This window comes from Nonomuraea diastatica (assembly GCF_004349015.1).
Classification (GTDB): Bacteria; Actinomycetota; Actinomycetes; order Streptosporangiales; family Streptosporangiaceae; genus Nonomuraea; species Nonomuraea diastatica.
On sequence record NZ_SMKP01000254.1, the window covers coordinates 1 to 12713 of the forward strand.

Sequence of the window (12713 nt, forward strand, 5' to 3'; positions counted from 1 at the left end):
CGTCGGGGGCGGCGCGTGCCGGGTGTGTGACAAAGACGACGGCAAGTCATGAAGCGGGCCTTGCGCTTCGCCGACGTTACGCCACATATCGTGGTGGCCTGAGGGACAGGTGACGACCGAGGTGGTGACTGCGATGCCGGAGGCGAGCATCGACGTGGCGGCGCTGAAGCGGCGCATGGGGCGGGTAGGCGTCTGGAACGCCACGCTGACCGGGGAGTCCGCCGCGGTCGAGCGGGACGCGGCGGCCGAGATCGAAAGCCTGGGCTTCGGGACGCTGTGGTTCGGTGAGACCCCGGCGGGCAAGGAGTCGCTGGTCCACGCGGGGCTGCTGCTCGACGCGACCCAGAGCATGATGATCGCCACCGGGATCGCCAGCATCTGGGCCCGCGATGCCACCGCCGCCTCGAACGGCGCGAACGCGCTCGCCGAGGCGTACGGCGGACGGTTCGTGCTCGGCCTGGGCGTGAGCCACGCGCCCGCCGTGGAGATGCGCGGCCATGACTACAGCAGGCCGGTGTCGGCGATGCGCGACTACCTCGACGCCATGGACTCGACGAAATACGGCGGCCCGCTGCCCGCACCGGCGCCGCGGCTGCTGGCCGCGCTCCGCCTCCGGATGCTGGAGCTGTCCGCCCAGCGCACGCAGGGGGCGCACCCCTATTTCGTCCCGGTGGAGCACACCGCTCGCGCCCGCGCCGTCCTCGGTCCCGATCCCGTGCTGGCGCCGGAGCAGACGGTCGTGCTCGACACCGATCCGGCACGGGCGCGGCAGACCGCCCGCCGTTTCATGTCGCTCTACCTCGGCCTGCCGAACTACGTGAACAACCTGCTCGACCTGGGCTGGAGTGAGGACGACGTCACTGACGGCGGCAGCGACGCGCTGGTCGACGCCATCGTGGCCTGGGGCGACCCGGAGACGATCATCGAGAGGGTGCGCGACCACCTCGACGCGGGCGCCGACCACGTCTGCGTCCAGCCGCTCGCCGCCTCGCCCGACGACCTGCTGGAGCACCTGCGCGTCCTGGTCGGCGCCGGCCTCGGCTCGATCTGACCCGGTCCGGCGCGCTCCGCCCACCCGCCCTCGGGGCCGCTCCTCGCGCGGCCCACGCGCGGCCCGAGCACCGCGTGCCCGGCCCGGATCAGCTCTCGCGCAGTCCGAGCGTGACGGACGCGGTCGCCAGGGCGCCGATGTGCTCGTCGACGGAGCGCAGCCCCGCTTTCATGGTGTTGACGGCCAGGTGCGTGGCGCCGGCCTCCCGCCACCGGCCGGCCAGCACGCCCAGTTCGTCGGCGTCGCCCGTCCAGCTGACCCGCCCTTCCATGCCGATGCCGGAGGGGTCGCGTCCGGCCTGGGAGGCGGCCTCCTCGACGATGGCCCTCGCCTCGTCCAGCTTCGGCCCGGGAGACATCTGCGGGAACCACCCGTCGGCCAGCCGTCCGGCGCGGCGGTAGGCCGGAGGCGACTGCGCGCCGAACCAGACGGGGATCGGCCTGCTCACCGGCAGCGGCGCGAGGCCCGCCCCGGTCATTCGGTCGAAGGCGCCCTCGAACGTGACCGACTGCTCGCTCCACAACCGGCGCATCAACCCGACCTGCTCCTCGATGCGCCTGCCCCGGGTGGTGAAGTCCTGGCCCAGGGCTTCGTACTCGACCTGGTTCCAGCCGAGCCCCACGCCCAGCCGGAAGCGACCGCCGGTGAGCAGATCGACCTACGCCGCCTGCTTGGCCGCCAGAACCGTCTGCCGCTGGGGCAGGATGACGACACCGGTGACCAGTTCCAGCGTGGTCAGCGCGGCGAGATAGCCGAACAGGACCAAGGGCTCGTGGAACGTGCTCCGCACGTCGTACGGGCCTGCCCAGCCCTGGTGGACCGCCGGGTCGGCGCCGACCACGTGATCGAAGGCCATCACGTGCCGGAATCCGAGCTCCTCGGCAGCCTGCCCGTAGGCGCGCACCGCGCCCGCGTCCGCTCCGATCTCGTTCTGCGGAAAAACGACACCGATTCGCATATATGGCTCCCGTTCGACATCAGACGTCTTTTGACCATCATCGCGGCACGGCGCCGCTCCCCGCGTCCGACGCTCCGCCACCGGCCGGCGCCTCCCGCGGGCATTCCTGGAGGCGCCGGCCGCGCGGCTCACTTCAGTGCGTACGCCCGCTTGATGGTCTGCGTGACCGTGGCTCCCGCCTTGTTCGACGCGGTGACCCGCAGCGAGACGTACCCGCTGGTGGAGCGGAGCGGTGGATGCACCACCAGCGCCTGGTAGCGGTCCTGGCCCCGTTTCCCGGTGAGCGCCGGCAGCCAGGTGGCGCCGTCGTCGACCGAGTACTCGGCCTTGAGCCGCTTGACCGCGTGCTTCTTCGCGATCGATCCGTGCGGGCCCGCCCCGATCTCGAACGTGAACGGCAGGCCGGCCCGCGCCCGATTCAGCAGGTCGAGCGGGAGGTCGTAGCTGAGCAGGATCGCCGGCTGGACGGCGCACGACGGCCCGTACGAGCAGGCCGGCCCGTCAGGCGTGCCGGACGGCGGCGAGGAGTCGAACGACCACTCGGTGGTCACCTCCGGCGACAGGGTCCGCTTGGTGGTGTCGACGCTCTCCAGCCGGTACGCCGCGCTCCCCTCGGGGACGGTGAAGGAGCGGGGCGCGCGGCCCTGCACCGGGATCTCCCGGTCGCCCGCGAACAACCGTGGCGCGGACTTGACCTCGGCCGTGCTCAGGTTGGTGAGGTGGCGCGGGTCGGAGTCCGACCACCGGTCGAGCGGCACGAACCGGTCACCGTCGCGGCACATCACGCACGGCACGCCCGCCGGGTAGCCCTTGGGCTGCTCGGCGGCGCCCGGCGCCAGGGGCGCCTTGAACCAGTGCTCGCTCTGCCGGCGGTCGTGCCGGGTGAAGCGGTCGCTGGAGTGCAGGCGCAGGCTCTGGTTGCTGATCTCGCGGCTCCAGGTGACCTTGTCGTCGACCGGGCCGAAGTACTCGGTACGGGCCAGCGGCATGGTGAGAGGCTGCCCGTACGTGATCTCGCCAGGCTCCTCGCCCGTGGTGGACGACCCGAACTCCCGGCCGGCGGTGCCCGGCTGGTCGGCGTGATACTGGGCGTCGATCCGCACGAGGTCCCGCGTGTCCACCTGGTGGGCCTTGCCAGGGATCCGGCCGCGCTCGTCGTAGCGCAGGCGGTACACCGGTCCCCCGTCGTCCGGCTCCAGGCGTATGGAGACGGGCCGTGCGTCCACGGCGGCGCGCAGCGCGCGGCCCTGTTCGGCGCTCAGCCCCAGCCCCAGGAACTGCCCGGTGGAGTAGGGCGCCCTGGCCCTGCCGCCGTCGACGTCGAGGTAGCCGGCGAAGCCGGCGGCGCCGCGCGCGGCGGCGAGTCTGGCGGCCTGGTCCATCGCGCCGGTCGCGCCGCGGTACGACGCGCCGCCGTCCCCGACCGGCACCCCGGCCAGGACCAGCTTGCCCGCCACGTCGAGTCCCTGGAAGTCCGCCTCCCTGCCCTGTCCCACGGACACGACGGGCAGGGTGCGGTCCTCGGTCAGGGCGGTGTGCGTGTCGGCGACGTCGTAGACAGGGTCGAGCCGGAGCCGGCCCGCGGTCGCGGAGGCCAGCGCGGCGGGGTCGAGGCGCCACCCGTGGGAGAGCCGCATCTCGCCGGCCGGGACCTTGCCGACGGGCGTGATGTAGAGGTCCTGGCCTGGACCGGTGCCCGCGTACACGGAGACGGGGTTGTTGCGGTCGGTGAACGTGCGGACGTACCAGAGCTTTCCGTCGCCTTCCGTCTTCTCCCTGGTGACCGGCTCGACCGGGACGGTGTCGCGGGCGTCCAGGGTGACCGTCCTGTCGCCGTCGAGCGTGACGGTACCGATCACCATGCTGGAGCGGTTGGCCGTCGCCGCGTCGTTGATCAGCGTGACCACCTCGTACTCGCCCGCGGGCAGCGGCACCTGCCGGTTGCCCTGGGCGTCGGTGCGGGCGGTGTAGTAGCCGGCCGGGTAGAACGGGTCCTCGGGGCTGACGTTCCGTTTCATCGGGATGTAGTAGACGAGCGGCTCGGTGCCCTCGCGGCCGTTGCCGAACTCCTTGACGCCGTAGGAGTTGATCAGCGAGACGGTCAGCTGGTGGGTGGGCAGGCCGGTGTAGTAGCCGAACGGCGTGACCAGTTCGGCGCCGCCGCCGCTCGCGGTGATCGAGCCGCCGTACGCGCCGATCTCCCCCTTGGCGGGATCGACGGTGACGTCGACGGTGGCGGAGCCGTTCGCGGGCACGGTGACGCTCTCGGCGCTGAGGCTCACCGCCCCTTCGGGCGCGGGCCTGCCGCTCCAGCCGCGGGTCGCGGGCGTGACGGCCAGGGTGACGTCCTCGCTCCCGGTGTTGCGGTACGTGACCTGCCGCGTCGCGGGCTCGCCGGCGAGCACGCGGAAGTCGACGGCCCACGTCGCGAACACCTGCTGGGTGACCGCGCGGGCCACGTCGACCCGGCCGCTGCCCTGCTCGAACCAGCTGTGGCCGCCGTCGCGCGCGGCGGTGGAGGTCAGCGCGTCGCGCAGCTCGCCGGCGTCCCAGCCGGGGTGCTGCTGGGCCAGGATCGCCGCGGCGCCGGCCACGTGCGGGGTGGCCATGGAGGTGCCGGAACCGGCGGTGTAACGCTCGTTGCCCGGGTGCGGTGTGCCGGACGAGGCGGAGGAGAGGGCGGCCACGATGCCGTCGCCGGGGGCGACGATGTTCGGCTTGACGGCCGCGTCGTACAACCGGGGTCCCTTGCTGGAGAAGCCGCTCAGCGACGTGCCGGTGTCCTTGTCCACCGAGCCGACGGCGATGGCCTCGTTCGCGGCGGCGGGGGTGTCCACCGTGAGCGTATCCCCGGCGTTTCCGGCGGCGGCGACGAACAGCGTGCCGTGCTTCTTGGTGAGCTCGTCGACGGCCTGGCTCATCGGGTCGGTGCCGTCGCCGCAGCAGCTGCCCAGGCTCAGGTTGACGACGTCGGCGCCCTGCTGGGCGGCCCATTCCATGCCCGCGATGGCCCACGACCAGTCGCCCCTGCCGTCGTCGCCGAGCACCTTGCCGATCAGCAGGGAGGCGCCGGGCGCGACGCCCTTGTACGTCCCCCCCGAGGCGCTGCCGGAGCCCGCGATGGTGGAGGCGACGTGGGTGCCGTGGCCCTCCTTGTCGGTGATGCTCGGGGACGTGGAGAAGTTCTCGCTGGCGGCGATCTTCCCGGCGACGTCGGGGTGCTCGGCATCGATGCCCGTGTCGAGCACGGCGACCTTGGTCCCGGTGCCGTCGAAGCCCTTCTCCCAGCCGGCGGGCGCGCCGATGAGCGGCACGCTCGTGTCGAGCGACGCGGTGACCTGCCGGTCCAGCCAGATCTTGGCGATGCCGCCCGCCGTCCTCTCGAGCGCGGGCCGCTCGCCGAGGAAACCGTTCCAGAACCGGCCCGCGTCGGCCGGCTTCACGGTGAGCGCGGCCCCGTCAATGCTGGGCAGCGGGCGCACGTCCGCGGCGCCGGCCAGGGCGCCCGCGGTTGCGGACAGCGCGGACGCGGCGGGCTCGCCCCGGTAGGTGACCAGCAGCGGCATGCGGTCGGTACGGCCTTCACGGGCCAGCGTGACGACGTCGAACAGCGTCTCGTCCAGGGTTCCCGCCGAGACCAGCGGCGCGGCGTCGGACGGCAGGACCAGCCGGCCGCCGTTCCTGGCCGGGAGGGTCGCGAACGTGACCGGCGTGCCGTCGAGGCGCGGGGCCTCCTGGATGGAGATCTTGGGGACGCCGTCCTTGACCGGTGTGTACGTGACGACGTCGCCGGTGATCAGCGTGATGGCCACGGGCGCGCCGGCTTCGGCGGCGACCTGGACGGCCGTGGCGGGACCCGCGGTGGTGGTCTGGCCGGGAGGGGTGGCGTGGCCGGGGCTCGTACCGAGGGCGAGGACGAGTGCGGCGCCGGCTAAGAGCGCCGGGAGCCTGAGGTGCTGGTGGTGCAAGGGGTTTCTCTCTTCAGCTACCGGTGGGAACGCTCCCACTCTGGAAGATCGGGTTCGCCTCCCTTGTACCAGCCCCACCAGGGCTCTCAGCCGGCGCGGGCCAATTTTGGGTATACCGAATCGGCCCAGGTCGGCCCCGCGCGTGCCTGTCTCCGGCTCAACCGTCCCTGTAGGGGCGCAGCGTATCGTCGAGGGCGTCGCGCATCGCGTCGGCGAGGGCGCCCTCGCCGGTCAGCGCCCAGAGGATGAGCACGCCGTTGTAGGTCACCTGCACCGAGCGGGCCAGCCGCGCGACGTCCGTCTCGCCCTTGAGCTCCCCCGCCGCCACCGCCTCGGCCAGCAGCGCGGCCATCTCGTCGCGTGTGCGGCGGGCGTGCTCGGCGGCGTGGGCGCGGAAGCCGGGGTCGGTCAGGTCGAGTTGCAGGAAGCCGAGGCTGTTGGCCAGCTCTTGCGGGGTGGCCACGCTTTCCGACAGGCCGGCCACGGCGGCCCGCAGCGCCTCCAGCGGTGACCCGTGCTCCTCCCTGGCGCGCAGGAATGGCTGCGCCACGTTCTCCTTGGCCTGCCCGGCCAGCGCGAGGAGCAGGCCGCGCTTCGAGCCGAAGCGCTGCACGAGGGTGGCCGGGGACAGCCCGGCCTCCTGGGCCACCGCGGCCAGGGTGAGGCTCTGCGGCCCGTGCCGCCCGATCGCGCGGGCGGCGGCTTGGAGGATCGCCTCGTCGCTGGTCGTACGGGGCCTGCCCATGACGCCTCCGCTGGTTATTGAACGGTCATTTATGTTAGTGGCGTCAGGCGGTGTACTGGTACGCCGAGTAGGTCAGGTAGCCCGCGTCGCCGCCCTGGTAGTACGTCGCCTCGTCGACGGGAGCGATCGGGAGGCCGGTGCGCAACCGCTCGACCAGGTCGGGGTTGGCGAGGAACCCGCGGCCGAAGCTGATGAGCTCGGCGCCCAGCCCGAGCCAGCGGTCGGCCTCGGCCCGTCCGGTCTGCTTCGGGCCCATCGGCACCACCGGGTTCACGATGAGGGTGCCCGGCCACGCGCGGCGCAGCCCGATCAGCACGTCTTCGCCGCGGTGGCCTCGAGATGCACGTAGGCCAGGCCGAGCTGGGCCAGCTCGGCCAGCAGCGCACTGTACAACTCCGGCACATCGGTCTCCTCCACACCCCAGAACGTCCCGCCCGGGGAGAGGCGGATCCCGGTCCTGGCCCCGCCGACAGCCTCGGCGGTCGCGGACACCGCTTCGACGGCGAACCGGATCCGGTTGGTCACCGAGCCTCCGTAGCGGTCTGTCCGCAGGTTGGCGTTCGACGAGAGGAACTGCGAGATCAGGTAGCCGTTCGCGCCGTGCAACTCCACGCCGTCGAAGCCGGCCTCGACGGCCCGGCGGGCGGCCTGGCCGTACGACTCGGCGTGCTCGGGCACCTCGGCGGTGTCCAGGGCGCGCGGCGTCGGCGCCGGCTGCGGCCCGGACGGTGTGAACACGTCGCCGACGGCCGGGACCGCCGAGGGCCCGACCGGCCGCATGCCGGTGGTAGCGGGATGGGAGACCCGTCCGCCGTGCATGAGCTGGGCGAGGATCCGCCCGCCGCCGGTGTGCACGGCGGCGGTCACCGGGCGCCACGCGGAAACCTGCTCATCGGTGTGCAGTCCCGGCGTGCCCGGGTTGGACTGTCCGATCAGGCTCGGCTGCACGCCCTCGGAGATGATCAGCCCGGCCGTCGCACGCTGAGCGTAGTACGTCGCCATCGACGGCGTCGCAAGACCGCCCGCGGCGGCCCGGCTTCGTGTCATCGGAGCCATCACCATCCGGTTGGGCAGCGTCAGGTCACCGAGCCGATAGTTGTCGAACAGGGTCGTCACGTCGTCCTCCATAGTCCTCGACCACGGATCGCGGGTACGACGAGTAGGCTAAAAGCTCACATGGATGTCAGAGGCAAGCCTTGTGCCGCAGATCACACGGGGAGGACGTTGTGCGCATCGGTGAGCTCGCGTCACGGACGGGAGCCAGTGTCCGGTCGCTGCGCTACTACGAAGAGCAGGGGCTGCTCGCCAGCACCCGCAGCGCGAGGGGGCAACGGCACTACACGGACGACGGGGTCGAACGGGTCACGCTCATCCAGCGCCTGTACACCGCGGGTCTGTCCAGCCGCACCATCGCCGAAGTGCTCCCGTGCGTCGATGCGCCCAGCGAGGACAACTCCGACGCCGCTCTGGAACGGATGGCGCAGGAGCGCGACCGGCTCTCCGCGCACATCGCCGACCTCATCCGCACCCGCGACGCACTCGACGGGCTGATGGCCGCGAACCGCGCGCATCGTGCGAAGCTGCGGGCATCTCCGGCCTGCTGAGCCGGGCTCGCGCGGGGAGCCGGACTCGCGCGGGAGCCGGACCGGCCGCGGCGCGCGATCGACGGCATGGGAGCCGTCGGTGCGGGACATCCCGCCGGTCCAGGCGCGCCGGCCGGGACTTCCGTACGGGCCTTCAGGACGTGACGCTGACGCCCGTCACCGCGAAGCGTTCGACCGTCGCCACGTGACCGCCCGTGGAGACCACGACGGTGAGGGTCTTCCCCGGCTGGGCCGTGAAGTCGACCCTGGCCGACCAGGGTGCTTTCCGGCCTCCGGCGGGCACGCAGCACCGCTCGCCCAGCGGGGCGTCCGAGCCCGGCCGCCGCACGTGGACGGTGATGCTCTCGTCCACGCCCGAGATGCGCCCTCCCACGGTGAGCGGCGAGCTCACGGCGGCGCCGTAGGCCGGCTTCGTCAGGGTGAACGAGGTGTCGTCGGTGCCGACGACCTCCCACGGGGCGTCCTCGCCCGGCCCGTACCGCATGAGGTGCACGACGGCGGCGACCGCCGGCCGGTCGCCCTCCTGGCTGCGGTAGCCGACGTGCACGCGCGCGTGCACGCCGTCCTGCTCGGTCTTGACGGCCCGGTCGATCTCGGTGAAGCCGAGGTAGTCGCGGGTGAAGGCGAGCGCGGTGCGGGCGGCGTCGAGGTGCCATGCCTGGTCGCCGTCCTCGCCCGGGGCCTCCCGCCAGCGCTCCGCCTCCTCCTGGGTGGAGAACGGCCACAGCGGCTGGTAGCGGCCGGCGATGAGGGACTCGCCCGGTGCGGGCGTGCCGCTGCCCGGGGTGGTCGAGACCGAGCCGGACGGGCTGGGCGGGGCGGTGGGCCCGGCCGAAGTCGAAGGCGCTGTCGAAGGCGGCGCGGTGGCCGTCGCCTCCGGGTGCGTCCCCCCACCGCAGCCGGCGACGGCGACCCCGAGCGCCGCCAGGAGGGGCGGCAGCACGCGGTGCACCTTCATGCGGACCTCCTGCGGCAGCGCTCACGATGGCGAACCCAACGTACCCCCGATGGCTCAGGACCGCAGGAAGCCCGCGCGGTCGCCATCCCGGCGATCCCGTCCGGGAGCCGGTGCGAAGCCGGGTCGTACGGTCAGGGCTGGCAGGCCCGTACGCGGGTAGCGTCCTGACATGTCCACCTTCGACCTGAGCAAACTCCGCGCGGTGGTCTTCGACACCGACGGCGTGGTCACCGACACGGCCCGGGTGCACGCGGCCGCGTGGAAGCACGTCTTCGACGCCTTCCTGCGAGGCCGGGGGGCGGAGCCGTTCGACATACGCGCCGACTACCTGGCGTACGTGGACGGCCGGCCGCGGCTCGACGGGGTGCGTACGTTCCTGGCCTCGCGCGGCGTCTCGCTGCCGGAAGGCGGCCCTCGCGACGAGCCGGGGGCGCCGACCGTCCACGGGCTCGGGCTGGCCAAGGACGCGTTGTTCCGGGAGCAGATCGACAAGCACGGCGTTGCCGCGTTCCCTCCGACCGTCGCGCTGCTGCACGAGTTGCGGCGCCGCGGGGCCCGCACGGCGGTGGTCTCGGCCAGCAGGCACTGCCGCGCGGTGGTGGCGTCCGCGGGCCTGCTGCACCTGTTCGACGCCGTGGTCGACGGCAACGACGCGGCCGAGCTGGGGCTGCCGGGCAAGCCGGGTCCCGCGCTGTTCCTGGAGGCGGCCCGCCGCCTGCAGGTGCCCGCGGACGAGGCGGCGATCGTGGAGGACGCGTTGCCCGGGGTCGAGGCCGGCCGCAGGGGCGGGTTCGGGCTGATCGTCGCGGTGGACAGGAGCGGCTCCCAGGAGGCGGCGATGCGCGCGGCCGGAGCCGACGCGGTGGTGGCCGACCTGGCCGACGCGAGCGTGACCGGGCGGGTGCCCGTGGGGCGGCGATGAACGCCTGGACCCTCGTCTACGAGGGTTTCGACCCCGCCGGAGAGGGGCTGCGCGAGGCGCTGTGCACGCTCGGCAACGGCCGGTTCGCGACGCGGGGGGCCACCCCCGACGGGCGGCCGCGCACCCCGGGCACGTACCTGGCGGGCTGCTACGACCGGCTCGACTCGGTGGTGGCCGGCCGTACGGTGACGAACGAGGACCTCGTCAACCTGCCCGACTGGCTGCCGCTGACGTTCGCCACGCCGGAGTCCGGCTGGTTCCGGCCTGAGGAGGCCGACCTGCTGCGCTACCGGCACGAGCTGGACCTGAGGCACGGCGTGCTGACACGGGAGCTGCGCTGGCGCGACGGCGCGGGCCGGGTCACCCACGTACGCCAGCGCCGCCTGGTGTCCATGGCCGATCCCGCCATGGCCGCGCTGGAGACCACGTTCACCGCGGAGAACTGGTCGGGGCCGATGCGGGTGCGCTGCACGCTGGAGGGCAGGGTGACGAACTGCGGCGTGGCCCGCTACCGCGACCTGCGCGGCGACCATCTCACCGGGCACGAGACGGGCGCGGACAACGGCCTGGCCTGGCTGACGGTGACCACGCGCAACGCGCACGTCATGGTGGCGCTGGCCGCCAGGACCGACGGGGACGCGCCGGCCGCGCGGCCCGCGCTGGGCGGCGACCACATCACCTCCGACCACGTGCTCGACCTTGCCGAGGGCGAACCGGCCCGGCTCACGAAGATCGTGGCGCTGGCGAGCTCGCGCGACCTCGCCTGCCACGACCCGCGCTCGTCGGCCCTGCGGCACGCGCGCCGCGCGCCGCGTTTCGACGAGCTGCTGGCCCGGCACGCGTCGGCGTGGGAGTGCCTGTGGCGGCGGGCCCGGCTCGACGTGGACGGCCCTGAGCTGTCGCAGCTGGTCCACCTGTACGTCTTCCACTTGCTCCAGACACTCTCCCCGCACACCGCCGACCTCGACACCGGGGTGCCCGCCCGGGGCCTGCACGGCGAGGCGTACCGGGGGCACGTGTTCTGGGACGAGCTGTTCGTGGAGCCGTGGCTGAACCTGCGCTTCCCCGAGATCTCGCTCGGTCTGCTGCGCTATCGCTGGCGGCGCCTGCCCGAGGCCAGGGCCGCGGCCGCGGAGGCCGGGTACGAAGGCGCGATGTTCCCGTGGCAGAGCGGCAGCGACGGCCGTGAGGAGACGCAGACGCTGCACCTCAATCCCGCCTCCGGCCGCTGGCTGCCGGACAACTCGCACCGCCAGCGGCACGTCGGCCTGGCCATCGCCTACAACGTGTGGCACCACTATCTGGCCACCGGCTCGATGCCGCCGTGGTGCGCCGAGTTGCTGCTCGACATCGCCAGGTTCTTCGCCTCGCTGGCCGAGCTCCGCGACGGCCGCTACGAGATCCGCGGCGTCATGGGCCCCGACGAGTATCACGACGGCTGTCCGGGCTCCGACGTACCCGGCCTGGCCAACAACGCCTACACCAACATCATGACCGTGTGGCTGATGACGCGCGCCCGCGAGACCGCCGTGCTGGCGCCGCATCTGGCGCCGCCGGCCGCGGAGCTGGCCCTCTGGGACGACGTCAGCCGCCGCATGCGGGTCGACTTCCACCAGGGCGTCATCAGCCAGTTCACGGGGTACGGCGACCTGCTGGAGCTCGACTGGGACCGCTATCGCGGCGTGCGCCGCCTGGACCGGGCGCTGGAGGCCGAGGGCGACGACGTCAACCGTTACCGGGCCTCCAAGCAGGCCGACACGCTCATGCTCTGCTACCTGCTGGGCGACGAGGAGCTGACCGGCATCCTGGAACGGCTCGGCTACACGCCCGACCCCGGCCTGATCCCCAGGACGATCACCTACTACCTGCGGCGTACCAGCCACGGCTCCACGCTCAGCGCCGTCGTGCACGCCTGGATCCTGGCCCGCCGCAACCGGGAGCGGTCCTGGGAGTTCTTCATCGAGGCCCTCACCGGCGACATCAGTGACGTGCAGGGCGGCACGACCGCGGAGGGCATCCACCTGGGAGCCATGGGCGGCACGCTCGACCTGCTGCAGAGCTGCTACCTGGGCCTGGAGCTCGAACGGGGCGGGCGGCTGCGGCTGGATCCGCTGGTGCCCGACCGGCTCGGCCTGGTGTGCATGCCGCTGCGTTACCACGGGCGCCAGATCTTCGTGGACGCCGACCATCGCGAGGCGCGCATCAACGGCACCGTGCGCCGCACCTATACGCGAGGAGAAGTGATCATGACAGGCACCGGTGATTTCGGACGCCGTATCATTCACCACCGCGAACGTCTCGGCTTGACCCGGGAACAGGTCGCCGACAAAGCGGATATGTCGCCCGGTTACGTGAAATATCTGGAAGAGAACGCCGACACGCCCGACACCGGCGCCCTCTACCGCCTGGCGGACGCCCTGCAGACCACGGTCGAGGCCCTGCTCGGCGGCGGCCAGGACCGTCCGCCCGGGCGCGGCCCCGCCATGGCCCATCCCACCCTGGAGAAG

The 12713-nt window shown here is 72.9% G+C and carries 9 protein-coding genes and 1 pseudogene; 4 read left to right on the forward strand and 6 right to left on the reverse strand.

What is annotated here, in order from left to right:
- The first annotated feature begins 133 nt into the window (after positions 1 to 133).
- Positions 134 to 1051 (forward strand): TIGR03620 family F420-dependent LLM class oxidoreductase, encoded by a 918-nt coding sequence (locus E1294_RS47640; RefSeq protein ID WP_132518709.1) that lies wholly within the window; start codon positions 134 to 136, stop codon positions 1049 to 1051.
- Between the two features lie 88 nt (positions 1052 to 1139).
- On the opposite strand, the gene E1294_RS55170 is transcribed toward E1294_RS47640, so the two are convergent.
- The 5 genes and pseudogenes from E1294_RS55170 to E1294_RS47660 all read right to left on the reverse strand — a co-directional run bounded on the left by E1294_RS55170 (position 1140) and on the right by E1294_RS47660 (position 7838).
- A complete protein-coding gene (locus E1294_RS55170) occupies positions 1140 to 1703 on the reverse strand; it encodes an LLM class flavin-dependent oxidoreductase (RefSeq protein ID WP_281284616.1) in 564 nt (187 codons plus the stop codon).
- Between the two features lie 6 nt (positions 1704 to 1709).
- On the reverse strand, positions 1710 to 2009 hold the full coding sequence (locus E1294_RS55175) for an LLM class flavin-dependent oxidoreductase (protein ID WP_220448357.1): 300 nt from the start codon (positions 2007 to 2009) through the stop codon (positions 1710 to 1712).
- Between the two features lie 128 nt (positions 2010 to 2137).
- Positions 2138 to 5977, reverse strand: a complete 3840-nt coding sequence (locus E1294_RS47650) for a S8 family serine peptidase (protein WP_132518711.1) — start codon at positions 5975 to 5977, stop codon at positions 2138 to 2140.
- 157 nt (positions 5978 to 6134) lie between these two features.
- Positions 6135 to 6722 carry a TetR/AcrR family transcriptional regulator gene (locus E1294_RS47655; protein WP_132518713.1) on the reverse strand — a complete coding sequence of 196 codons (588 nt, stop codon included), beginning with the start codon at positions 6720 to 6722 and terminating at the stop codon, positions 6135 to 6137.
- A 43-nt stretch (positions 6723 to 6765) separates the two neighbouring features.
- Positions 6766 to 7838, reverse strand: a pseudogene (locus tag E1294_RS47660) (alkene reductase).
- Between the two features lie 110 nt (positions 7839 to 7948).
- Here E1294_RS47660 and E1294_RS47665 point away from each other — a divergent pair.
- The gene (locus tag E1294_RS47665) at positions 7949 to 8326 is read left to right on the forward strand and encodes a MerR family transcriptional regulator (RefSeq protein WP_132518715.1); all 378 of its coding nucleotides are present in this window, start codon (positions 7949 to 7951) and stop codon (positions 8324 to 8326) included.
- A 133-nt stretch (positions 8327 to 8459) separates the two neighbouring features.
- Here E1294_RS47665 and E1294_RS47670 read toward each other — a convergent pair whose 3' ends face one another.
- Positions 8460 to 9284 (reverse strand): hypothetical protein, encoded by an 825-nt coding sequence (locus E1294_RS47670; RefSeq protein ID WP_132518717.1) that lies wholly within the window; start codon positions 9282 to 9284, stop codon positions 8460 to 8462.
- 169 nt (positions 9285 to 9453) lie between these two features.
- Between E1294_RS47670 and E1294_RS47675 the strand changes: the two genes are divergently transcribed.
- Both E1294_RS47675 and E1294_RS47680 read left to right on the forward strand, forming a co-directional pair.
- The gene (locus tag E1294_RS47675) at positions 9454 to 10206 is read left to right on the forward strand and encodes an HAD-IA family hydrolase (protein WP_132518719.1); all 753 of its coding nucleotides are present in this window, start codon (positions 9454 to 9456) and stop codon (positions 10204 to 10206) included.
- Positions 10203 to 12713 (forward strand): helix-turn-helix domain-containing protein (locus E1294_RS47680; protein ID WP_181958664.1); only part of this gene is annotated, 2511 nt, incomplete at its 3' end. The genes E1294_RS47675 and E1294_RS47680, both read left to right, overlap by 4 nt.